Genomic DNA, 24,291 nt, shown 5'->3' with positions numbered 1-24,291 from the left:
ATGCCCTCTCGTTGTTTTGCGAGATTGCTGGAGCATTGACTTCATTTAACACCTAAAGCAATTTCTCAAATGATAGACTTATAGCCAACAGTTGTCAGAAAAAAATGTCCCGACTGATTACAGCATCACGCTTCTTTATCTGGCTGGCCATTCTGGGGACCAGCTCCGCCATGCTCGTTGCCGCCGGCTTCTACCTGCACCTTCGTCCCGGCCTGCCAGCGGTACACCAGTTACTGGATACCCGCCTGCAGACGCCACTCAGGATCTATTCTGCGGATGACAGATTAATAGCAGAATTCGGGGAAAAGAGAAGGACGCCTGTCACAATCGATCAAATCCCCAACAAACAGTTACAAGCCTTCCTGGCTGCGGAGGACGCACGTTTCTACGAGCACTTCGGGGTGGACATAATCGGTCTGGGGCGAGCAGCCGTCGAGCTGGCATCCACCGGACAGATCCAGTCAGGCGGCAGCACCATCACCATGCAGGTGGCGCGCAACTACTTTCTGACGCGTGACAAGACCTTCGCCCGGAAATTCAACGAGATTCTGCTGTCGTTCCAGATCGAGAAAGAACTGGACAAGGCCACTATCCTCGAGCTCTACCTGAACAAGATCTACCTTGGCAACCGCGCCTATGGACTGGCAGCAGCCTCACAGGTCTACTACGGCAAACCTGTCGACGAGCTGGAGCTGGCACAGATGGCCATGCTCGCCGGTCTGCCCAAAGCGCCGTCAGCCTACAACCCACTGGCCAACCCGGAAAGGGCCAAGGTGCGCCGGGACTGGATCCTGGGCCGAATGGAAGAGCTGGACTACATCACGGCGGATGAGCGCAACGAGGCCCTCAGTCAGCCACTGACGGCCCGGTATAATGCCTCGCAGAGTGAAGTCAACGCTGACTATGTCGCCGAAATGGCGAGGGCCGAGATGTTGGCGCGCTATGGCGACACAGCTTACAGTGATGGCTACCGGGTAACCCTGACCGTCAACAGCAATGACCAGGTCGCCGCCACGGATGCCCTTCAACGCGGCCTCGAAGCCTATGATCAGCGTCATGGCTTCCGCGGCCCGGCCGGCACCACCGATCAGGTACCGGCAGACGAGGAAACCTACCGGAGCATTCTTGAAGCCTATCCCCGCGTCGAGAAGCTGTATCCGGTAGTGATTACCGATATCAGTAACGACGACAATCAGGCAACCGCCTGGTCGCGCCACCTGGGCGAGGGCTTCATTCCTTTCGAGACTATGACCTGGGCAAGGGAATTCCGCAGCACCAACGCCATGGGCCCGGAACCTTCAAAGGTATCCGACGTGCTCTCCACCGGCGACATTGTCTACGTGCGTCGTCAACCAACGCCGCAGGAACCCGCACCCGACGACAGCAGCCTGAGCGATGATCACGCCAGCATGGATGAAGACGAACAGGCCGCCCCGATTATAGCGCCCGTTGCGATGGCCTTGTCGCAGGTTCCGGACATACAGGGTGCACTGGTTTCCCTCGAGGCCAAAACCGGCGCCATACAGGCTCTTTCCGGCGGCTACAGTTTCGAGCAGAACAAGTACAACCGGGCCATTCAGGCACAGCGCCAGCCAGGCTCCACCTTCAAGCCCTTTATCTATCTTCACGGCCTGGAGCAGGGAATGACGCCAGCCACCATCTACAATGATGCGCCTATTGTTCAGGAGAGCAGCGAGATGGAACCGGGCTGGCGCCCACAAAACGCCGGCGGCGAGTTCAACGGACCGACACGACTGAGAGAAGCCCTGTATCGGTCACGAAATCTGGTATCCATTCGCCTGCTTCAGGATATGGGCGTGGACGAGACCATCGCTTTTCTTGACCAGCTGAAACTACCCACCGAGAACCTTCACCGCGATCTTTCCCTGGCACTCGGAAGCGGTTCGATGACGCCGATGGATATGGCGCGGGCATTTGCCGTCATTGCCAATGGCGGGTATGACGTTCAGCCCTACCTGATCCAGACCATCGAAAACAGCGACGGCGACCTGCTCTACGAAGCGCCTCCGGCCATCCTTTGCGACAGCAACTGCGCCCAGCTGAGGGAAAACAACCCCACCCCCGTGGCGGGCTTCCCGGCTATCCGGGTGGCGGAGCGACTGGCTGATGAGCGTGCCGTCTATATTCTGCACTCCATGCTCAAGGATGTAATCAAGCGGGGCACCGGCACTGGCGCGCGCGTACTGGAACGCGACGACCTGGCCGGCAAAACAGGAACCACCAACGAGCAGAAAGATGCCTGGTTCTCGGGCTTCAACCATGACATTGCCACCACCGCCTGGGTTGGCTTTGATCAGCCGGCAACCCTGGGCTACCGGGAGTTTGGCGGCACCGCCGCGCTACCCATCTGGGTCGATTACATGCGGGAAGCGCTGGACGGCACGCCGCCGGCCGACATGACCAGGCCAAGCGGCATTGTCGAGGTCAGGATAGACCCGGATTCCGGCGACCGCGCCGCCCCCGGACAAGAGGACGCTATCTCGGAGATTTTCCGCACCGACAATGTGCCCGAGCAAACAGCGGGCAATGGCCTCAGTGGCGGAAGCGAAGACGCCAATCTGCCGCGTAATCTTTTCTAGGATTCTGCGCGGCAGAAGTCGTAGCGGTGTGACTTTCTGCTACGCAGGCTCCCAGGCAGCCGCCTCCTTTCCGGCAAATCCCGGCACCTTAAAATTTTCCTTCTCGCATAAAAAAAACCGACGGTGAGAGCCGTCGGTTTTTTGTGGCTGCTTCGCTGCCGATCAGCGAATGTCATCCATGGACTTCAGCGGATAATGCTCCGGATAGCCTTTACGGGCCACTCCGGAATCAACAGCGGCACGCGCGACCGCCGCCGGAACCACTTCCAGCAAACGTACATCCATCGGCTTGGGGATAATGTACTCCCGGCCGAATTCGAAGCTGTCTACACCATAGGCGGCGCAGATTTCAGCCGGTACCGACTCCTTGGCCAGCTCACGAATAGCGTGAACCGCAGCCACCTTCATTTCCTCATTGATGGCGGTGGCGCGTACGTCCAGCGCCCCCCGGAAAATGAACGGGAAGCCCAGAACATTGTTTACCTGGTTCGGGTAGTCGGAGCGACCAGTCGCCATGATCAGGTCACTGCGGGCTTCCAGGGCCAGTTCCGGGCTGATTTCCGGATCCGGGTTAGAGCAGGCAAACACGATCGGGTTCGGCGCCATCTTGTTCAACTGATCAACCGTGAACAGGTCAGGGCCCGACAGACCCAGGAATACGTCCGCGCCATCAATGGCGTCATCCAGGGTGCGCCTGTCGGTATCGTTGGCGAACATCGCCTTGTACTGGTTCAGGTCGTCGCGGCCCGAATGGATAACGCCCTTGCGGTCCAGCATGTAGATATTCTCGGAGCGAACACCACAGCTGACGAGCAGCTTCATGCAGGCAATGGCCGCTGCGCCGGCACCCAGACAGACAACCTTGGCCTCGTCAATTTTCTTGCCCTGCAGCTCCAAAGCGTTAATCATGCCTGCAGCGGTCACAATGGCGGTACCATGCTGATCATCGTGGAAAACCGGGACACTGCACTTCTCGATCAGAGCACGCTCGATTTCGAAACACTCGGGCGCCTTGATGTCCTCAAGGTTGATACCACCGAAGGTGTCAGCGATACGCTCTACCGTCTCGATGAACGCCTGCGGGCTCTCCGAATCCACCTCGATGTCGAACACATCGATGCCGGCGAAGCGCTTGAACAGAACACCCTTGCCTTCCATTACCGGCTTGCTGGCCAGCGGGCCGAGATTGCCAAGGCCCAGAATAGCGGTGCCGTCGGAAATCACCGCAACAAGGTTGCCCTTGCCGGTATACTTGTATGCGTTCTCGGGGTCCTTTGCGATCTCGCGGACCGGTTCCGCAACCCCGGGACTATACGCCAGCGACAGGTCGCGGGATGTCTGGGTCGGCTTGGTGATTTCAACACTCAGCTTACCCGGCCGCGGCTGGGCGTGATATTCAAGGGCTGCTTCTTTCAGATCTTGAGACATTGCCACTGTTCCGTTTGTCACGTTTAAAAAGGGACGTATTTCGACCATTCGCGGATTGACACCGATACCCGGCTCCACAAATGTTAGCGCGCCATTATGGACTGAAGCCTGTCGCCAGACAAGGCCTGGAATCCGTAATACCCACTACAGGCGCACAAACTCCAGCGACAAAAAAAGCACCCCTGAAGGTGCTTTTCGAGATCTTGGTACTCACTACATCAACGGGCAATCAGCTCTTCTTGGCACCAATGCGGCTACCGAAGCGCTTCTGGAACCGGTCGATACGGCCGGCAGTGTCCATGACCTTCTGCTTGCCGGTATAGAATGGGTGGCACTGGGAACAGACATCCAGCTGCAGATCCTGGCCAAAAGTCGACCGGGTCTTGAATTCATTACCACAACTGCACGTTGCGGTAATTTCGTAATACTTGGGGTGAATACCTTCTTTCATGGCGAACCTCTTCCGGTCATGCCGCCACCTGGTCACCGTGACTGACAATCGTTTTGCAACGATTTTCAATACCTTGGCGCCGGGCACCGCATGTTTGAATCCAGCGAAAAGACAGGGCACAATCACCCCGCCTGAAACAGACCGCGCATCTTACGTGCAAATGCCCGCTGACGCAAGATACGCAACGCCCGAAACACGTGTCATAGGCGCCCCGGAGCCTCTGGGAGCCTCTGGCCAAGGCGCAAGTCCGCCGGTATGGTGGATCCACATCAAGGGCTGGCAACACCGGCCAGAAGCCCCAGCGTCGCGCAGTAGATCAGCGAATTAACCAAACAGGACACAAGTGAGTCAGACCGTACGTGTTGCCCTCAATCGCCCTCTCAGGCGCCTGTTCGACTATAGCGCACCGGACCACCCCGAACTGAAGCCCGGACAGCGGGTGCGTATCCCCTTCGGCCCGCGCACCGCAACCGGGCTGGTCGTGGAAACCGGTGTAACGCCGCCCGAGGGAATTACGCTCAAGCCCGTGGGCGCAGCACACGAACCCTGGCCGGCCCTGCCGCCGGAGACCCTGAAACTGCTCAGCTGGGCGTCCGGCTATTACCAGCATCCACTGGGAGAGTGCCTGTTCATGGCCCTGCCCCCGGCCCTGCGCAAGGGCCGGCCGGCCGAACTGAAAGACACGGACAGCTGGTGGATGGCAAACAGTAACGCTTCCGCCGACAACCTGCCCGGCAATGCCTATAAACAGAAGCAGTTGTTCGACCTGTTTCAGGGCCGTGCACAAGCCATGGCCTGGAGCCAGCTCCGGCAGAGCGGCTTCACCCGCTCACAACTTCAGGCACTGGTCGACAGGTCGCTGATCCGGGAGGTCGGAGCACCAGAGAGTCAGACACCCGCCAAGACCGAAACCGTCGCCATCCCGACCCTGACTGAGGCCCAACGGTCCGCCGCAAGCGCCCTGCCCGAGCGACACGGCTTCTCCGCCACGCTGCTTTATGGCATCACCGGCAGCGGCAAAACCGAACTCTACCTGCATTATCTGGAACGGGAACTGGGCGAAGATGGTCAGGCCCTGGTGCTGGTACCGGAAATCAACCTGACACCACAAACCGTTGCCCGGTTCCGCAAGTACTTCGGCGACAGGATTGTGGTCTGGCACTCAGCCCTGAACGACCGGCAGCGCCTCGATACATGGTTAAGGGTCCGCCAGGGTGAGCCGGTCATCCTGATCGGTACCCGGTCTGGAGTGCTGTTGCCCTTCACCGGATTGCAGGCCGTTGTAGTGGATGAGGAACACGACAGCTCCTACAAGCAGGGCGAGGGTTTTCGCTACTCCGCCCGTGATCTGGCCGTCTTCAGGGCCCGGGAGAACCAGTGCCCGGTCATCCTCGGATCAGCCACCCCCTCCCTGGAATCCCTGCAGAATGCGGCCAGTGGCAAGTACCTGCGGGTAGACCTTACCGAGCGCGTCGGCGAAGCCCGCCCGCCACAACTCAGGTTACTGGATATCCGCAGCCGGCCATTGGCCGGCGGCCTGTCCAGGCCGGCAATGGAGCAGATCCGGGCGACCCTGGCCGCCAACCAGCAAGTGCTGGTTTATATCAACCGGCGTGGCTTCGCCCCCGTTCTGATGTGTTTCGATTGTGGCTATATCGCCGAATGCCCGCACTGTGATACTCACCTGACCTACCATCGCCGCGACCGCGCGCTGCGATGCCACCACTGCGATTACCAGCAGCCGGCATTCACACAGTGCCCGAAGTGCTCCGGGGACGCCTGCCAGCCCGTGGGCCAGGGCACCGAGCAGAGTGAAGAGACCCTCGCCGCCAGCTTCCCGGGCGTGCCGGTTATCCGCATCGACCGCGACAGCACCCAACGCAAGGGCAGCATCCAGGCCATCCTGAAACAGGTCAATTCCGGCGAGCCCTGCATTCTGGTGGGCACCCAGATGGTGGCCAAGGGCCATGACTTCCCCAATGTCACACTGGTGGTGGTGGTGAATGCCGACGGCGGACTGTTCAGCGTCGACTTCCGCGCCCCGGAGCAGATGGTGCAAACCCTGTTGCAGGTCAGCGGCCGGGCCGGACGGGGAACAAAGCCTGGCCAGGTGCTGATCCAGACCTGCCATAGCGACCACCCCTTGCTGACCACCATCGCTCGGGACGACTACCTGGCCGTGGCCCGTCAGCTCCTGGCGGAACGGGAGCAGAACAGCCTGCCACCTTTTCGGGCCATGGCCGTGGTCCGCGCCGAAGCCCCCACCATGGAAGCCGCCCTGACCTTCCTGGACCAGGTCCGCAACGACCTCCCCGGGGATAACCTGGATATCTGGGGACCACTTCCCGCCACCCTCGCCCGCAAGGCTGGCCGGCACCGGGCACAACTGGTGCTGCAATCCGCAAGCCGGGGCAACCTGAACCGCGTTCTGGCGCAACTCTGCGCCCACCTTGACCAACAGCGCCTGCCCACCGGACTGCGCTGGCTGGTGGATGTGGACCCGCTGGAAACCGGTTAGGCCGCCGAGGCCTGCTCAGCAGTCCACGCGACAAAATCCCGTATTGCCAGATTGCAGACCGCAGCCGGGTTTTGCTTACCCCCGCCCTTTCCGGGATAATACCTGCCCTCAATCCTGTACGTTGTTTGTCCTGTCAGTTCGACCAGGCGAACCCCAATTCCCGAATCAAGGGTCACCGGAAAGCATGAAAGACACCGTCACCGAACTCCTCGGCGCGGCACTGGCCGCCCTTCAGTCAGAGGGCACCCTGCCCGCGGATCAGACCTTTACTCCGCAGGTGGGCAACACCAAAGACAAGGCCCACGGCGACTATGCCTGTAACATTGCCCTGGTAGCCGCCAAGGCCGCCGGCTGTCCGCCGCGACAGCTGGCCGATGCCCTGGTCGCCAGGCTGCCCGAGAGTCCGGCGGTGGCCAAGGTGGAAATCGCCGGCCCCGGCTTCATCAACTTCTTCATGACGGCGGAAAGCGCCATCAGCATCGCCAGTGACGTACTGGAGCAGGGCCCCCGCTTTGGTCGCAACACCCATGGCCAGAATCAGAAGGTGCAGGTTGAGTTCGTCTCGGCCAACCCTACCGGGCCCCTGCATGTCGGTCATGGCCGGGGTGCCGCAATCGGCGACAGCCTCTGTCGCCTGCTGGAGGCCAATGGCTACGACGTCACCCGTGAGTTCTACTACAACGACGCCGGCGCCCAGATCGACAACCTGGCAAAGTCTGTCCAGGCCCGGGTCAAAGGCCTCGGTCCCGATGACGCCTCGTGGCCGGAAGACGGCTACCGTGGCGAGTACATCAATGATGTGGCTCAGTCCTACCTGAAGGGCGAAACGGTCACCGCGGATGACCGCGAAGTCACCGGCAAGGCCGATCCGGACGATATTCAGGCTATCCGCGAGTTTGCCGTGGCCTACCTGCGCCGGGAGCAGGACCTGGACCTGAAGGCCTTCGGGGTGGAATTCGATGTCTATTTCCTGGAGTCTTCCCTGTATCAGGACGGCAAGGTGGAAGCCACCGTAAAGCGCCTGCAGGAGAACGGCTATACCTACGAACAAGACGGCGCCATGTGGCTGAAAACCACCGAGTTCGGTGACGACAAGGACCGGGTCATGCGCAAGAAGGATGGTGGCTACACCTACTTCCTGCCGGATGTCGCCTATCACCTGGACAAGTGGCAGCGCGGTTTCACCACCGTGATCAACGAGCAGGGGGCCGACCACCACTCCACAGTTACCCGTGTCCGTGCCGGCCTGCAAGCCCTGAAGGCGGACATCCCTGAAGGCTGGCCGGATTACGTACTACACCAGATGGTCATGGTGACCCGCTCCGGCCAGGAGGTGAAGATCTCCAAGCGGGCCGGCAGCTACGTTACCGTTCGTGACCTGATCGACGAAGTGGGCCGCGACGCTACCCGCTTCTTTTTGACAGCCCGGCGCGTGGACTCGCAGCTTACCTTTGATATTGACCTGGCCCGCTCCCAGACCAACGAAAATCCGGTTTATTACATCCAGTATGCCCATGCACGCATCTGCAGCGTGATACGCAAGCTGGCCTCAGAACATGGCACCGAACGGGGACTGAACGAGGTAGCAGGCAACCTGGCACTGCTGACCCTGGACGAGGAGAAAGAACTGGCCAACCAGCTGGCGAAGTATCCCGAGCTGATCCGCAGTGCCGCAGACACCCGCGAACCTCACCACCTCACTCATTATCTGCGGGAACTGGCCGGGCAATTCCATACCTACTACAACGCTCACAAGGCACTGGTGGACGACCCGGCCCTGCGTGACGCCCGTCTGACGCTGTACCTCGCGGTTCGCCAGGTCATCGCCAACGGCCTGGACCTGCTGGGTATCAGTGCCCCGGACGAAATGTAAGCGGCAGGAGAGCGACCTTGGCCCGGGATTACGCCCACAAGCAAAAGCAGACTTCCCGCAAGGGAGCGGTCAGCAGTTCACCGCCGCCCCGGAAGAGCCGTGCCCGGGCAAGCAAACCCAAGAGCGCCCCACGCCGGCCATCGGCTGGGGCCCGAACGCAAAGCGGAGGACTGTCTGTGCGCTGGATCCTGTCACTGGCTGCGGTTGGTGGTTTCATCGGCTTTATTGTATACCTGAATACCCTGGAGCCGTCTGACAGCACCACATCCTCTCCAGGGGGACAACCCGCTGTCAGCCAGCCGGTGGAGCCAACTCCGGACGCCGACAAGGATACCGCCCGGGAACAACCCAGGTTCAAGTTCTACGACATGCTGCCGGAATCGGAAGTGGTGCCCCCCAATGTGGAGGAATACACCCCCAGCCCCGCTAACCAGGACTTCCGCTATCTGGTGCAGGCCGGCTCTTTCCGCAGCGCCGAAGACGCCGAGCGACAGCGGGCGCAGATCGCCTTTCAGGGACTTCGCGCCAGCGTATCCCGCACCGATATCGAGGAAGGCAGCACCTGGTACCGGGTCAATGTGGGCCCGTTCGACAGCCGTAGCCAGATGAATTCCGCCGTCGACAAGCTGGTGTCGATCAGCATCCAGCCACTGGTTCGCAAGATTCCCAAGGAATGATTGCCGCGACTGCAGCGGCGCCTTGAAATCCAGCACACAGGCTCCATATCTCGGAAATCACTTCGATTTCAGCAAATGGAGCCCCGATGACCACGATACTCTCAGTTCGCCGCGGCGATGAAGTTGCCCTCGGCGGCGATGGCCAGGTGTCCCTGGGCAATACCGTCATGAAAGGCAATGCCCGCAAGGTGCGCCGACTCTATAATGGCCAGGTACTGGCCGGTTTCGCTGGCGGCACGGCGGATGCCTTCACCCTCTTCGAACGCTTCGAGGCCCAGCTGGAAAAGCACCACGGCAACCTGACCCGGGCCGCGGTGGAGCTGGCCAAGGACTGGCGCACGGACCGGGCACTGCGACGACTGGAAGCCCTTCTGGCGGTGGCTGACAAGACGGCCTCGTTGATCATTACCGGTAACGGCGATGTGATCGAGCCGGAACAGGGGCTGATTGCCATTGGCTCCGGCGGCCCGTTTGCCCAGGCTTCCGCCCGGGCCCTGCTGGAAAACACCGACCTCAGCGCCCACGACATCGTCGAAAAGGGGCTGGATATCGCCGCCGACATCTGCATCTATACCAATCACAACCGCACCCTTGAAGTGCTCTCAGCCAACGACTGAACCGGAGCTACCATGTCTGCAATGACTCCCCGCGAGATTGTCCACGAGCTGAACAAGCATATCGTTGGCCAGGACGAAGCCAAACGCGCCGTGGCCGTTGCGTTGCGTAACCGCTGGCGCCGCATGCAGCTCGACAGCACCCTGCGGGATGAAATCACCCCGAAGAACATCCTGATGATCGGCCCCACCGGCGTGGGCAAGACCGAGATTGCCCGTCGCCTCGCCAAACTGGCCGATGCCCCTTTTCTCAAGGTGGAAGCCACCAAGTTTACCGAGGTGGGCTATGTGGGCCGCGATGTGGAGTCCATCATCCGCGATCTGGCGGATATGGCCATCAAGATGCTGCGTGAAAAGGAAATGAAACGGCACGAGAACCGGGCCCTGGACGCCGCCGAGGAGCGCATCCTCGACGCCCTGTTGCCGCCGCCGCGCGATTTCCAGGAGGACAGCCAGCCGAAGGAGGATTCGTCTACCCGCCAGCTTTTCCGCAAGAAGCTGCGCGAAGGCCAGCTGGACGACAAGGAAATCGAGATCGACCTGCGCAATTCCGGTGCGGGCGTGGAAATTATGGCACCTCCCGGCATGGAGGAGATGACCAGCCAGTTGCAGAACATGTTTTCCAACCTGTCCCAGGACCGCAGCAAGACCCGCAAGATGAAAGTGGCGGACGCCCTGAAGCAGGTAAAGGACGAAGAGGCGGCCAAGCTGGTCAACGAGGAAGAGATCAAGCAGAAGGCCATCGAATCCGTCGAGCAGAACGGCATCGTGTTCGTGGACGAAATCGACAAGGTGGCCAAGCGCTCGGAGAATGCCTCGGCGGATGTTTCCCGGGAAGGCGTACAGCGTGACCTGCTGCCACTGATTGAAGGCAGCACGGTCAGCACCAAGTACGGCTCGGTGCGCACGGATCATATCCTGTTCATTGCCTCCGGGGCCTTCCACCTGTCCAAGCCATCGGACCTGATCCCGGAACTGCAGGGGCGCCTGCCCATCCGTGTGGAGCTGCAGGCCCTGACACCGGAGGACTTCCGCCGCATCCTGACCGAGCCGGATGCGTCTCTGGTGCAACAGTACGAAGCGCTGCTAGGCACGGAGGGCGTCACGCTCACATTCACGGACGATGCCATTGAGCGGCTGGCCGAAGTGGCCTGGAAGGTCAACGAGACCACCGAAAACATCGGCGCCCGCCGCCTGCATACCGTGCTGGAACGCTTGCTGGAGAGCCTGTCCTTTGATGCCGGCGACAAGGTCACCAATGAGTTCGAAGTCACGGCGGAGTACGTGGACGAGAAACTCGGCGACCTGTCGGAGGACGAGGATCTCAGCCGCTACATCCTCTAGCCGATAAACCCTGAAATCGCGTCGCAGGGCCGGGCTATCCGGCCCCTGCCCCGATCCGGACAATGACCATGAGCCACCGCCCCTCAGACATCCGCATCCGTCGACAAAGCCGGCTCCTGCAGCTGGACTATGCCGATGGCAGCCGCTGGGAATTGCCCTTTGAACTGCTGCGGGTCTGGTCCCCCTCCGCCGAGGTTCGGGGCCACGGCGACGGGCCAGGCACCCTGCAGATCGGCAAGCAGGATGTACTGGTCACGGGCGCTGAAATGGTGGGCAACTACGCCCTCAAACTGACCTTTAGCGACGGCCACGATTCCGGCCTGTACACCTGGGAGTACCTGTGGGAACTGGGTGAGAACCAGGACCGCTATTGGCAGCAGTACCTTGAGCGCCTGGACCGGGAAGGCGGACAGCGAGAATCAGGCCCCCAGACTCACGGCTGAAGTGGCCCCTACAGGGCTTTGCTGAACACCTGGCTGACACTACCCAACACGCCCTTCTTCTGCCGCTGCTTGCGCTTCTTTGCCACGTAGAGTGGCAGGGTCTCCCCGTAAAGGGCGGTACTGATGGTCCGCTCACTGTCCTCAAGGACCTTGCGGTTCAGCCTGACACCGTGCCTCGCCAGTATCGGCTCAAGCTCGTCTGCCCGCCGCAACAGATCCCGCCGGGTCATCTGGTAGGCATGCTCGCAGACCTGGCGACGTGACCGGAAGCTGAACGCACTGGAAAAGAACAGGGTGGCGTCGTCCCTGGTGGGCTCGATCAGAATCACCTCACGACCGGGATAGTCCCTGTCGTACTGGGCGAGACCTTTCTGTATGCGGGAGTGAACCATGGTGCGATACATCTGGGACAACAGATTGGGCATGCCCGACCCGGTCAACTCGTCGGCTGCCATGGTTCCCGCCGCTTCCGCGGCCCGGGCATCAACAGGCACCTGGGGATTGATGGCCAGCACCAGCTCGGCGCCATGGTCGAGGGCCACCGAGGCATGCAACCCCTTGTGCAGGGTTCCGTCAACACAATAGCGGCCTTCCACCTGCACCGGGGTATACAGCCCCGGCGATGCCATGCTGGCCTGAATGGCGCGGGAGACCGGGATGTGGTCCAGGTGTTCCCCTCCGAAGCAGACCGACTCGGCGGTTTCAACATCGGCGGCAATCACGAACAGCCGGCGCCGCAGCTTACGGAAATCATTGGTGCGACCGGAGGTGGTGAAGGCCCGGGCCAGGTACTCCTCCAGAGCCGAGTTATCAAACAGGCCGGCCGGCGCCGCCTGGGCCAAAATGGTCATGGCCTCCAGGAAGCTCTGGTCGTGGGGGTTACGCAGAAAGCGGGATACCGCACTGGACAGCAGGCCCGGCACGGCCCTCAGACGCCGTCCCATTTCTTTCACCGCTGGCCGATAGAAGACCTCCGGATGGAAGGGGTGCACCTCCGCCTCATGCCGCACAAAGATCCGGCATAACTGGGCGGTCGTCAACTGGTTGGCGAGGTTGGCAGCCACGAAACTGCCAGCATTTACCCCCACGTAGACATCAAGATCGTTGAAATCCAGTCCGTCCAGTGCCTCGTCAAGTGCCCGTAAAGCACCGATTTCATAGATACCACCGAGCGGGCCTCCGCCGCCAAGGGCCAGGCCGATGCGTGGTGTGGGTCTGAGCTGGGTTGGTTCCGCGGTCATGCTGTTACTTCCCCCTACGGTCAAGAAGCCCCGACACCTCATACTCAGTCGGCCAGAGCTACTGCGGCGAAAACGTCAGGTCCTGTTATATTTCAAACTAACAGCGCGAATTAGAATACTCACCTCAAATTCTGACAAAAGTGCCAGCAGGACAGTGAACGGCGTTACCGTGCGCTTTCATAGGTGGGCACCGGCACCGAGGTCCGGCTCGGGCGCAGATAGCGGGCAAACCCGGCGCTGCGCAGCGCCAGGTCAACGCAGCTCTTGATCACATGCGGCGAATCCAGCAACAGAACGTCTTCCAGAAGCTGCATCGCCCATTCGCGACTGATACTGCGTATCACTGACTTGACCTTGGGCAGGCTGGCCGCGTTCATGGACAAGGCATCGTAACCCATGGCCATCAGCAGCAGGGCACCGCCCGGGTCGCCGGCCAGCTCGCCGCATATCGTCACCGGCTTGCCCACGGAATGGGCATCCTGGGCGATGCGCACCAGCGCCTGGAGTACAGCGGGATGATAGGAGTGGTAAAGCTGGGCTACCCGGGGATTGTTGCGATCCACCGCCAGCAGGTACTGGGTCAGGTCATTGGAGCCCACCGACAGGAAGTCCACCCGTTCCGCCAGTTCCCGCACCTGATAAACAGCCGCCGGCACCTCGATCATCACGCCTACCCGGGGCATGTGGATCTGATAGCCCTCTTCCCGCACCTCGTGATAGACCCGGTAGATCAGGTGCAACGACTCCTCCACTTCGGAGATGTTGCTGATCATGGGCAGCATGATCTGCAGGTTATTGAAGCCCTCGCTCGCCTTGAGCATGGCCCGTACCTGCACCAGGAAGATCTCCGGGTGGTCCAGACTGACGCGAATGCCCCGCCAGCCCAGGAAGGGATTTTCCTCGTTGATGGGGAAGTAACTCAGCGCCTTGTCACCCCCGATATCGAGCGTGCGCATAGTGACCGGATTGGGGGCAAAGGCCTCCAGTTGCTCGCGGTAGTAATCCCGCTGCTCATGTTCGGAGGGGAAGCGCTCCTTGATCATGAAAGGCACTTCCGTTCGATACAGGCCGATGCCCTCCGCGCCATGGCTCAGTGAGCGCACCACATCGGTCATCAGGCCGGTGTTCACCAGCAGCGAGACCCGGTGGCCATCGGTGGTGATACAGGGCTTGTCACGCAGCGCTTCCAGGCCGCGGAAGAGTTCGTCTTCCTCGTCGCAGATCTCCTGGTAGTAATGGCGCAGCTCGGGGGATGGCGAGGCAAATATCTGGCCCTCGAAGCCGTCAACAATCAGCTCCTTGCCATCGAGCTGGTTGACCGGGATATCCACCAGGCCCATCACCGTGGGTACGCCCATGGCTCGGGCCAGGATGGCCACGTGGGAGTTGCTGGAGCCGCGAACCGCCACCAGCCCCACCAGGCGCCCGCGGGGCACCTCGCCCAGCATGGCCGGAGTCAGCTCTTCACTGACCAGAACCGTCCCCTCCGGGTAGTCCACCTGGCGGGTGTCACCTTCCTGCAGGTGAGACAGGATGCGGCGGCCCAGGTCGCGGATATCCACCGCCCGCTCGCGCAGGTAGTGATCATCCATCATCTCGAAGTGGCGCACATACTGGTTCACCACCTGCTTCAGTGCCCCCTGTGCCCACAGACCATCGTTGTGGATGCGGTTGGCCACCTCACCGGGCAGGGCATTGTCCCCCAGCATACGCAGGTAGACGTCAAACAGGGCCTGCTCTTCCGGGCGCAGTTTGTCCGACAGCCGTTCGGATACCTTCTGGATGTCTTCCTGGACCGCCTTCACCGCCTCCCTGAAAGACGCCAGCTCTCCCTCGGGATCGTCGGTCGCTTTCTCCGGCACGGCGTCCAGATCCGCCGGCGGATACACCACCACCCCGCGACCAATGGCTACGCCCGGGGCACCGGGTACGCCGTTGAAAGATACATCACGGGCTTCCTCCCCGGTGAGGGACAGGCCGCTGATGGCGCCGGTGGCTTCGCTGTGGGCAATCACACCGGCCAGCTGTGCGGAGACAGTGACCAGGAAGGCTTCCTCGCCCTCATCGAAATCGCGGGATGCCACCCTCTGCTGAACCACCAGAACACCCAGTACCCGACGGTGGTGGATAATAGGCACACCGAGGAACGAACGGAAGCGCTCTTCGCCGGTCTCCGGGAAATAGCGATAACGGGGGTGGGACGGCGCGTCTTCGAGATTGATGGGCTCTTCCCGCGAACCCACCAGCCCCACGAGACCCTCGGAATGGGCCAGGCTGACATTGCCCACGGCCTTTTTGTGAAGACCTTCAGTGGCCATGAGGATGTAGCGGTTGGAATTGGGGTCCAGCAGATAGACGGAACACACCTCGGTGTTCATGGCGGCCTGTACCCGCGAAACGATAATGTCCAGCGACTCCTGCAGATCACGGGCGCCATTCACTTCCTGAACAATACTTCGCAAGATACCGAGCATAGAGGGTGTCAATCCGTCATTGTTGTTGGTCCTGCTGGCGCAATGCTTCTTCGGCACGCTGCCACTGGTCCACGATACCAAACAGCCGGGGGCCCAGTTCCCTCAGAGCCCGGCGATACACCTCCCGCTTGAATGACACCACCTGCCCCAGCGGGTACCAATAGCTGACCCACTGCCAGCCGTCGAACTCCGGCGAATCGGTATGGTCAACCCGTACCGACGCGTCCGGCGAAAGCATCCGCAGAAGGAACCATTTCTGTTTCTGGCCAACGCATACAGGGCGAGAATGCTGCCTTACCATACGTCGGGGCAGACGGTAGCGCAGCCAGCCCCGGGTACAGCTGATGATCTCCACATCATCCGCACTGAGACCGATTTCTTCGGCCAGTTCCCGGTACAGCGCCTGTTCCGGCGACTCGTTATGGTTGATGCCACCCTGTGGAAACTGCCAGGAATCCTGCCCGATTCTCCTCGCCCACAGCACTTCGCCCTTATGGTTGGCCAGAATGATTCCGACGTTGGGTCTGAAACCGTCTGAATCAATCACGGCACAGTCCTGTCTCAAAGTTGTTAATGCGGGATCTGCAATGTCGTCATGATGCAGAATCCCGGCCCCTGTACTCAGGGACTTTTATTCCAGATTGACTCCATTCTTACAGAAAGCCTACCGGTCGGCAAACGAAGCCGGCATTCTTTTCAGCGTGTTAGAATCGGTTGTCAAAGCACTGTTTAAAGGAGAGAACCCTTGACCCTGGCCATATTTGACCTGGACAACACCCTGCTGGCGGGCGACAGCGACCACGCCTGGGGTGAATTCCTGGTGGACGCAGAACTGGTGGATGCCGACGACCATCGCCAGCAGAACGACCAGTTCTATCAGGACTACCTCAACGGCGAGTTGGATATTTACCGCTACCAGCGCTTCGCGCTGTCCGCCATTGCCGGCCGGGATCCGGAGGAAGTGGCAGTCTGGCGCCAGGCATTCATGGACAGCCGCATCAGGCCGCTCTACCAGCCAAAGGCGGATCGGTTGCTGACCAGCCACCGCAACCAGGGGCACACCCTGATGATTATCACCGCCACCAACCGCTTCGTGACTGGCCCGATTGCCGAAGCCATGGGCATTGAACATCTCATCGCCACCGAGCCGGAATTCCGTGACGGCCGCTACACGGGCGATATCACCGGCGTGCCCAGCTTTCAGGATGGCAAGGTGCTACGGCTGCAGCAGTGGCTCAGGGACCATGACGCCACACTGGAAGGCGCCTGGTTCTACAGCGACAGCCACAATGACCTGCCGCTGCTGCGACTGGTGGACAACCCGGTGGCGGTGGACCCCGATCCGACCCTTGAACAATATGCCAGGCAGCAAGGGTGGCCGGTTATGTCGTTGCGGGATTGAAGCGAGCACCCAGGTTCCGGACCTGGTAAGGCCATCTCCCGTCAAGGGAGAGGGAATGGCAGACACCAGCTTAGGAGATAACGCCGCCAGCGATAGCAAGGAGATCTACAAAAACTCCGTCAGCGACCGCACAAAACAGGCCTTGAGATAATCCGTTTCAGGAATACCCGGCACCATGGGATGATCGGGCCCCTGATACCCCTGTTCCAGAAGCTGCACGAAGCGGTCCACCTTGCGCGCGCTGCCGCGGATAATATCCACCAGCTTGTCCCGGGACAGGTGCATGGAGCAGGAGGCCGACACCAGCAGCCCGTCACGCTCCAGCAGCCGCAATGCCAGCTGGTTGAGGCGGGCATATGCCTGCTCACCGGCCTTCTGGTCTCGACGGCGGGGAATCAGTGCCGGCGGGTCCAGCACCACAATGTCGAACTTCTGCTTGTCGTCGCAGAGCTCCTTGAGCACGCTGAAAGCATCGCCCTCGAGGGTGTCCACGTTGCCGAAATCGTTCAGGGCCGCATTGTGCTGAACCGCCTCCAGTGCCTGGCGCGAGCTGTCGACACAGGTTACCGACGTGGCGCCACCCGCAGCGGCCTGCAGCCCCCAGCCTCCGGCGTAGCTGAACACGTCCAGTACGCGGCAACCGGCACTGTAATGCTGCAGCCGTTCCCGGTTCATGCGGTGGTCATAGAACCACCCGGTTTTCTGGCCACCGGATAACGGCACCTCGAAGCGCACGCCGTTCTCCCGCACCTGCAGCGTCTCTACCGGCTCACCGTCCAGCTGCTCCACATACGAGGGCAGGCCTTCCACCGAGCGCATTTTGCCATCGTTCTTCAGGATAATGGCCGTGGGGTGGACCAGACGCTCGATGGCCCGCAGGATGGAGTCTTTCATGGTCTCCATGCCGGCCGTGGAAATCTGCACCACGACCACATCGTCGAACCGGTCGATGACCAGGCCCGACAGGCCGTCGCCATCGCCATAGACCCAGCGGTACCAGGGTTCGGGAAACACCCGGTCACGGAGTTTCAGGGCCATCTCCAGGCGATCGGTAAGGCGTTTCGGTGTCATGCCGCTATTCGGGTCACGGCTGATCAGCCGACCGCAGATCAGGGCACGGGGATTCACGAACAGGGTGCCCAGCGGCTTGTTATTGGCGGCCCGCAGCTGTGCCTGCGCGCCGGCCTCGAAGTCGGTCAGCGGCGAACGGCGGGTATCCACCTCATTGCTGTACACCCAGAGGTGTCCGGCCCTGAGTCGCCGTTCAGCGCCCTTGCGCAGGTAGAGTATGGGGAAATCCATCAAACACCCACCTTATGCATCGGCAAGCAGGTCACCATAGCCGGCCGCATCCATCAGGCCATCCAGCTCGCCCCGGTCTGCCAGTTTCACCCGGTACAGCCAGCCCTCGCCGTAGGGATCCTCGTTGACCTTTTCCGGTTCTTCCTCGAGAGCCTCATTGATCTCGATAACATCACCGGTTACCGGGCTGAACACATCAGAGGCGGACTTGACCGACTCGGCCACACCCGCTTCCTCGCCGCCAGTAACGGTGTCTCCCACTTCCGGCAGGCCGATGTAGACTACGTCACCCAGCTGCTCCTGGGCAAAGTCGGTAATGCCGACAGTGGCGGTGCCATCGTCCGACACCCTCACCCACTGGTGGGTCTCGATGTATTTGAGATCGGCAGGTATTTCACTCATATCGATTGTCCATGGCTGGAGAATTTGCCGCAGTTTACCGGAAACTGCCCCGAAACAGGAACGCCAGAATGGCCGGCACAACCCGCTCGAACCGCTGGAAGCGATGATCGCCCCCCGGCTGTATCCAGGTCATGGAGCCCGGATGCTTGGCCAGTACCTCACGGTAATCCAGTGTCTCATCCGCCGTCTGCACCAGGATGAACAGGTTTCTACGGTCGACTGCGCCACCGGGCTCCATGGCTTCAAGTTTCGCGGTGTGAGCCGGGGTCAGTTCGTAGTCTTCACCAGTATAGGGGTTGTGCTGGGGCCCCAGATGGTCCTGCAAAAGACGGCAGGGCCAGGCCGCCGGATTGACCAGCGCGGCCCGGATATTCAGGCGGGCGGACAGCACGGATGCATAAAACCCGCCCATGGAACTGCCAATCAGCCCGACCGGCCGGTCACCGGCACTGGCGACGGCCTCACTGGCACGCGTCAGGGCCTGTTCAGGGTCAAAGCCCAGCTCGGGCACCACCAGTTCGACCTCCGGCGCCAGCTCAGGCAACAGGTCACGAAGCTCGGAGACCTTGCGGGATTTCGGGGAACTGTTGAAGCCATGGAGATACACCAGCAAGGGACCAGCGGAAGACGTCATGGATTACACCTGACAGGTTGTCTGAACAGAAAGTCGCCAGTTTAACGACAGATCCCGCAAAAGGTCACCGTACGGGCAGCCGCCCCCCTTCCTCAGTAGCCGCTGCTGTTGGTATCCAGGTCATACCGGAAGTCCGTTGCCCGCACCACGCCGGTGTCGATAGAGCCATCGCTGCCGAGATCCAGCCAGCGGAAGCCCGGCGCCTGGCGCTCCACCGAAAAGTCCGTGGAGCCGGCCTCGAACTGGATGCAGGTGGAGGGAGTCGCCATCAGGCGAACCTTGCCGCGATAGAGGTCCAGGTCCTGGTGGATGTGGCCCCACAGCACACCGCGGACATTCTCGAAGCGATCGACAACGCGCCAGAATTCATCCCGGTTGCTGAGGCCTATAGGGTTCATCCACTGGGTCTCGATCTCGACCGGGTGATGATGAAGACTGATCAGCGCCGGCCGCTCGGGGTGGGCCGCCAGTGCTCCCTCCAGAAAAGCCAGCTCTTCGGACTCAAGATGACCGTGCACCTGCCCCTTCACCGAAGAGTCCAGCATGATCACCTGCCACTGTCCGAGCAGGAGGTGACGGCCAGCGGCGCGATAGTGGCGGGCGATCTCGGAAAGCAGTTCGCTGTCATCGTGATTACCTGCCACCCAGCTCGACTGGCAACCAAACACGGAAACCTGACGGGCAAATTCGTGGTAGGCCGCCTCCGAAGCATCCTGGGCCAGGTCGCCGGTCGCCAGCAACAGGTCCGGCTCACCATACTCGTTCCGCGCACACTGCACCACGGCATCCAGGCTGTCGCGGGTGCGGACCCCTAACAGCGAACCTTCCGTATCAGCCATCAGGTGTGGGTCAGTAATCTGTAATACCCGCGCGGCCCGACCATTGGCGGGGCTGACCATTACGGGTGACCTGTGATCAAGTGCTGGCATTGCGTTCTTCATCCGTCTACCAATGGACCGGTGTCCCGTCTGGATACTCGATGGTAGATGGATTTTACGCACACAACGTAAACATCAGTCACAAGTCGGAGGGTATATGGAGGGACCTTTTACAATAGTTTACTAATTGGGTGACACCACTAACCTTCAACACCGTCAGAGTGGCGCCATTGGCTACGCTCCGGAATCACATGGCCGAACCGGAGACAATAATCCAGCCAGTCAGCGACGAAACCGTTGAGCTGAACCTTTTCATCCGGATGGTGCATGAAACGGTTGGGGTAATCGTTCACGGCGGCAATCTGCCGGTTGCCGTAAAAACTGATCACTTCGGCCATGCTGGCATCGTGGTAAACCCTTACCGTCAGTTCGGGGTTATTGAGCCACCGGCCACTGTTGTGGATCTGCTCGAGCAAGAGGGTTTCGGTGTAGCGGGTCTGCTGCAGAACCGAAATGCTGACCCGCCCCAGGTAGTGGGACTCCCGGTGCAGGTCAAACTGGAGCACATCGCTGTCGTTGGTTTCCAGGTTCCGCAGGCGACGCAAACGCTGATAGTTGCCTTCACATAATGCGCCAAGGCGCTGCAGGTCCGGCACATAGCGGTGCCTGCGCAGAGTGGTAGCGCTCATGGTCGGCTCCACTCATCCCGCAGGCGGTCGCGGTTCAGTCGCAGCCACTGTATTGCAATGATGGCAGCGGCATTATTGATACGGCCATCGCTGATCATGGTGAAGGCTTCGGCGGCACTGAATACGTGCGCCCGGATGTCTTCGTGCTCATGGTCCAGCCCGAACAGGCCGCCGGCTTCCTCAGTGCTGATCTGCCCTGCGTAAAGGTAGACCATTTCAGTAGTGCCGCCCGGGGATACCAGGTATTCGCTGATCTTCTCAAGCCGGTCGAAGGTCAGCCCGGCCTCTTCCTCTGCTTCGCGGTGGGCTACCTCTTCCGGGCTTTCGCCATCTTCGTTCATGCCGGCCACCAGCTCCAGCAGCCAGGGCGACTGGTCCCGGCCGATGGCCCCCATCCGGAACTGCTCCAGAAGCACGACCTCGTCCCGCTCCGGATCGTAGGGCAGTACGCAGGTGGCATCGCCGCGAACAAAGAGTTCACGGGTAAATTCGGGCATGGTGGTGCCGTCGAAACGGGGATGGGTCAGCCGGATCTTGTCCATGCGGAAAAAGCCCTGGAAAACCGTTTCCCGGCTGCGGATATCCACATCGCTGGCCTTGAACTGGAATGGTTCTGGCGTCTTCTCGGTCATGGTGATTCCGGGCTTGATGAGTAATTGGGCGTGATGAAGAACGATAGCCGGATGGCGTGGGGGTTTGCAAGTTGCTATGTCAGGCATTGATTAGTTCATCCAAGCCTGAGGCTACGGTGCAGGAATCACAGGTCGATAACTATTTTCGGGACACGCCCCGCAAGTACGTGCCTGGCCGATGTTTTGCTCCTGCAAAATCGGCATTCCCGCCGTCCATGGCGGTCATAGAGTTCGACGGCAGACATCCCTGGCTGCCGACGGTCCCGAAAATTGTTCTCAACCTGCGCTTCCCTAGACTCCGAGATATTCAGACAGCGGGCAACTGCATAGTCCGAGGGGCTGCAGGGTGAGGGAATTTTCCCGGACCTTCGAAAACAGGGACGTTTTCGAAGAGCCTCCATGGATGGATTCACGGCGTGTCCGGGAAAATTTCATCGCCCTGCGGCCCCCGCCACCGAACCCGGCAGTCCAAGTAAAGAGTCAGACCCGGTCGTAAATCTTGGCCCCGGAAGCAACAAACTCCTCGGCTTTCTCCTTCATGCCGGCATCCACCGCTTCCACATCGTCAAGACCATGCTCCTTAGCATAGTCACGAACTTCCTGAGATATCTGCATGGAGCAGAACTTGGGGCCGCACATGGAACAGAAGTGGGCAACCTTCGCCGAATCCTTGGGCAACGTCTCATCATGGAAAGCCCGGGCCGTATCCGGATCCAGGCCGAGATTGAACTGATCCTCCCACCGAAACTCGAACCGCGCCTTCGACAACGCATTGTCCCGGATCTGCGCCCCGGGGTGACCTTTTGCCAGATCCGCCGCATGGGCCGCGATCTTGTAGGTGATGATGCCGGTCTTCACATCATCCTTGTTGGGCAGCCCCAGATGCTCCTTGGGCGTCACATAACAAAGCATGGCGCAACCAAACCAGCCAATCATCGCTGCGCCAATGCCAGAGGTAATGTGATCGTAGCCCGGCGCAATATCCGTGGTCAGCGGGCCCAGGGTGTAGAACGGTGCCTCGTCACAACACTCCAGCTGCTTGTCCATGTTCTCCTTGATCAGGTGCATGGGCACATGTCCCGGCCCTTCGATCATGCACTGCACATCGTGCTTCCAGGCAACCTTCGTGAGCTCACCCAAGGTCTCCAGCTCGCCGAACTGCGCGGCATCATTGGCATCGGCAATGGAACCGGGGCGCAGACCATCGCCTAGACTGAAGGCCACATCATAGGCCTTCATGATCTCGCAGATATCCTCAAAGTGTTCGTACAGGAAACTCTCCTGGTGATGGGCCAGACACCACTTGGCCATGATCGAACCGCCCCGCGAGACAATCCCCGTTACCCGGCTGGCCGTCAGAGGCACGTGGTGCAGCCGCACGCCGGCATGGATGGTGAAGTAATCCACGCCCTGCTCCGCCTGCTCGATCAGGGTGTCCCGGAAAATTTCCCAGGTCAGGTCCTCGGCAACGCCGCCGACCTTTTCCAGGGCCTGGTAGATGGGCACCGTACCGATGGGGACCGGTGAGTTGCGGATGATCCACTCCCGGGTTTCATGGATATTCTTGCCAGTGGACAGGTCCATCACTGTGTCGGAACCCCAGCGGATGCCCCAGGTCAGTTTTTCCACCTCTTCCTCGATGGACGAGCTGACGGCGGAGTTGCCGATATTGCCGTTGATTTTCACCAGGAAGTTGCGGCCAATGATCATCGGCTCGGTTTCCGGGTGATTGATGTTGGCAGGAATAATTGCCCTGCCCTTGGCCACTTCGTCGCGAACGAATTCCGGCGTGATCTCCTTCGGTAGCTTTGCCCCGAAAGACTGGCCCGGGTGCTGCTGGTCAGCCAGACCATCGGCCCGGGCGTCCTGCAGCTTCATGTTCTCGCGGATGGCGATGTATTCCATTTCCGGGGTCACAATTCCCTGCCTGGCATAGTGCATCTGGGAGACATTGGCCCCCGGCCTGGCCCGTAGCGGTTTGCGTTCATCCAGGAACCTCAGGGGATCCAGTTGCGGGTCCTTCATGCGACGGCGGGTGAACGCCGAGGAATAATCCGCCAGCTGCTCGGTATCGCCACGCTCGGCGATCCAGGCGGCACGGACCGGCTCCAGGCCCCTGCGCAGATCGATGGTGGCCTGCGGATCCGTGTAGGGGCCGGACGTATCATAGAGAACCACCGGCGGATTCTTCTCGCCCCCCATCTCGGTCGGGGTATCGGTGAGTGTCACTTCCCGCATGGGGACCTTCAGGTCCGGACGGGAGCCCTGAACGTAAATTTTCCGGGACGCGGGCAATGGCTGAATGGCAGCCCCGTCAACACGGGCGGATTCGCTGAGGAAGGTTGGAATACTGGACATGGTACGGACCCTTTTGGTTCATCCTGTGAAACGGGCCGCGTATGACGATGGTGCTGCTCTACAGCCTGGATGAACCGGTGCAGGAAACGGGTTCAGACTACTGGCTGATCAGAGCTGTCCTGGATCCCTACGCCGGTGTTAACCGGATCAGGTAAGCGGGTTCTGCACTGCAATCTCAGCCGGTCAGCATTATTTGCTGAACCAGCACCCCGTCAAGACGCGATTCTGGCAATCTTCGCCTTTCAGGTTACCAGCCTGAAACCATCAGGCAACCTGAAAGTCCTTTAATAGTGCACCTGTAAACCGTGCACGATCCAAGTCTAGAGATCCG

Annotated in this window: 20 protein-coding genes and 1 riboswitch; of the genes, 8 read left to right on the top strand and 12 right to left on the bottom strand. The window is 60.5% G+C overall.

The features are described 5' to 3' along the window. Positions 1-104 precede the first annotated feature (104 nt). The gene (locus IE079_RS14190) at positions 105-2,600 is read left to right on the top strand and encodes a penicillin-binding protein 1A (protein WP_189577439.1); all 2,496 of its coding nucleotides are present in this window, start codon (positions 105-107) and stop codon (positions 2,598-2,600) included. 162 nt (positions 2,601-2,762) lie between these two features. Here IE079_RS14190 and IE079_RS14185 read toward each other — a convergent pair whose 3' ends face one another. Together IE079_RS14185 and rpmE are read right to left on the bottom strand one after the other, a co-directional pair. After that, positions 2,763-4,028, bottom strand: coding sequence for a malic enzyme-like NAD(P)-binding protein (locus IE079_RS14185; protein ID WP_189577438.1), 1,266 nt, complete (start codon positions 4,026-4,028; stop codon positions 2,763-2,765). Positions 4,029-4,257: 229 nt separating this feature from the next. Beyond that, a complete protein-coding gene (rpmE, locus tag IE079_RS14180; RefSeq protein WP_189577437.1) occupies positions 4,258-4,479 on the bottom strand; it encodes a 50S ribosomal protein L31 in 222 nt (73 codons plus the stop codon). 343 nt (positions 4,480-4,822) lie between these two features. Between rpmE and IE079_RS14175 the strand changes: the two genes are divergently transcribed. From IE079_RS14175 to IE079_RS14150, 6 genes are all read left to right on the top strand, one after another. After that, positions 4,823-6,997: a primosomal protein N' gene (locus IE079_RS14175; protein WP_189577436.1), complete on the top strand. Its 2,175-nt coding sequence runs from the start codon at positions 4,823-4,825 to the stop codon at positions 6,995-6,997. A gap of 184 nt (positions 6,998-7,181) precedes the next feature. Continuing rightward, on the top strand, positions 7,182-8,870 hold the full coding sequence (gene argS, locus IE079_RS14170) for an arginine--tRNA ligase (RefSeq protein ID WP_189577435.1): 1,689 nt from the start codon (positions 7,182-7,184) through the stop codon (positions 8,868-8,870). 176 nt (positions 8,871-9,046) lie between these two features. Continuing rightward, complete coding sequence (locus IE079_RS14165) at positions 9,047-9,547, top strand: SPOR domain-containing protein (protein WP_227712513.1); 501 nt, start codon at positions 9,047-9,049, stop codon at positions 9,545-9,547. Between the two features lie 86 nt (positions 9,548-9,633). Next, the gene (gene hslV / locus IE079_RS14160) at positions 9,634-10,164 is read left to right on the top strand and encodes an ATP-dependent protease subunit HslV (RefSeq protein WP_189577433.1); all 531 of its coding nucleotides are present in this window, start codon (positions 9,634-9,636) and stop codon (positions 10,162-10,164) included. Positions 10,165-10,176: 12 nt separating this feature from the next. Continuing rightward, positions 10,177-11,505: an ATP-dependent protease ATPase subunit HslU gene (gene hslU, locus IE079_RS14155; protein ID WP_189577432.1), complete on the top strand. Its 1,329-nt coding sequence runs from the start codon at positions 10,177-10,179 to the stop codon at positions 11,503-11,505. Positions 11,506-11,573: 68 nt separating this feature from the next. Then, complete coding sequence (locus tag IE079_RS14150) at positions 11,574-11,948, top strand: gamma-butyrobetaine hydroxylase family protein (RefSeq protein ID WP_227712512.1); 375 nt, start codon at positions 11,574-11,576, stop codon at positions 11,946-11,948. A gap of 8 nt (positions 11,949-11,956) precedes the next feature. Here the strand turns inward: IE079_RS14150 and IE079_RS14145 are convergent, their stop codons facing one another. From IE079_RS14145 to IE079_RS14135, 3 genes are all read right to left on the bottom strand, one after another. After that, positions 11,957-13,189, bottom strand: a complete 1,233-nt coding sequence (locus IE079_RS14145) for a patatin-like phospholipase family protein (RefSeq protein ID WP_189577430.1) — start codon at positions 13,187-13,189, stop codon at positions 11,957-11,959. 164 nt (positions 13,190-13,353) lie between these two features. Next, positions 13,354-15,663, bottom strand: a complete 2,310-nt coding sequence (gene ptsP / locus IE079_RS14140) for a phosphoenolpyruvate--protein phosphotransferase (RefSeq protein WP_189577429.1) — start codon at positions 15,661-15,663, stop codon at positions 13,354-13,356. A gap of 16 nt (positions 15,664-15,679) precedes the next feature. Further along, positions 15,680-16,210, bottom strand: coding sequence for an RNA pyrophosphohydrolase (locus IE079_RS14135; protein WP_189577428.1), 531 nt, complete (start codon positions 16,208-16,210; stop codon positions 15,680-15,682). Between the two features lie 198 nt (positions 16,211-16,408). Here IE079_RS14135 and IE079_RS14130 point away from each other — a divergent pair, with 198 nt between their 5' ends. Continuing rightward, on the top strand, positions 16,409-17,065 hold the full coding sequence (locus IE079_RS14130) for a histidinol-phosphatase (RefSeq protein ID WP_189577427.1): 657 nt from the start codon (positions 16,409-16,411) through the stop codon (positions 17,063-17,065). Positions 17,066-17,170: 105 nt separating this feature from the next. On the opposite strand, the gene IE079_RS14125 is transcribed toward IE079_RS14130, so the two are convergent. The 7 genes from IE079_RS14125 to thiC all read right to left on the bottom strand — a co-directional run bounded on the left by IE079_RS14125 (position 17,171) and on the right by thiC (position 23,960). Continuing rightward, a complete protein-coding gene (locus tag IE079_RS14125; protein ID WP_189577426.1) occupies positions 17,171-18,367 on the bottom strand; it encodes a class I SAM-dependent rRNA methyltransferase in 1,197 nt (398 codons plus the stop codon). Between the two features lie 12 nt (positions 18,368-18,379). Further along, complete coding sequence (gene gcvH, locus IE079_RS14120; RefSeq protein WP_189577425.1) at positions 18,380-18,769, bottom strand: glycine cleavage system protein GcvH; 390 nt, start codon at positions 18,767-18,769, stop codon at positions 18,380-18,382. 34 nt (positions 18,770-18,803) lie between these two features. Next, complete coding sequence (locus tag IE079_RS14115) at positions 18,804-19,403, bottom strand: YqiA/YcfP family alpha/beta fold hydrolase (protein WP_189577424.1); 600 nt, start codon at positions 19,401-19,403, stop codon at positions 18,804-18,806. 92 nt (positions 19,404-19,495) lie between these two features. Continuing rightward, the gene (gene cpdA, locus IE079_RS14110) at positions 19,496-20,332 is read right to left on the bottom strand and encodes a 3',5'-cyclic-AMP phosphodiesterase (protein WP_227712511.1); all 837 of its coding nucleotides are present in this window, start codon (positions 20,330-20,332) and stop codon (positions 19,496-19,498) included. A 149-nt stretch (positions 20,333-20,481) separates the two neighbouring features. Beyond that, positions 20,482-20,970 carry a DUF1249 domain-containing protein gene (locus tag IE079_RS14105; RefSeq protein ID WP_189577423.1) on the bottom strand — a complete coding sequence of 163 codons (489 nt, stop codon included), beginning with the start codon at positions 20,968-20,970 and terminating at the stop codon, positions 20,482-20,484. Further along, positions 20,967-21,602, bottom strand: a complete 636-nt coding sequence (gene nudF / locus IE079_RS14100) for an ADP-ribose diphosphatase (RefSeq protein WP_189577422.1) — start codon at positions 21,600-21,602, stop codon at positions 20,967-20,969. The genes IE079_RS14105 and nudF overlap by 4 nt, the downstream gene beginning before the upstream one ends. Before the next feature lie 480 nt (positions 21,603-22,082). After that, the gene (gene thiC, locus IE079_RS14095; protein ID WP_189577421.1) at positions 22,083-23,960 is read right to left on the bottom strand and encodes a phosphomethylpyrimidine synthase ThiC; all 1,878 of its coding nucleotides are present in this window, start codon (positions 23,958-23,960) and stop codon (positions 22,083-22,085) included. Positions 23,961-24,067: 107 nt separating this feature from the next. Beyond that, a riboswitch (TPP riboswitch) is annotated at positions 24,068-24,182 on the bottom strand. Positions 24,183-24,291 lie beyond the last annotated feature (109 nt).

This window comes from Marinobacter zhanjiangensis (genome assembly GCF_014651935.1).
Classification (GTDB): domain Bacteria; phylum Pseudomonadota; class Gammaproteobacteria; order Pseudomonadales; family Oleiphilaceae; genus Marinobacter; species Marinobacter zhanjiangensis.
The sequence above is the reverse complement of the archived record's forward strand: the minus strand, read 5'-3'. Positions and strand labels throughout refer to the sequence as shown.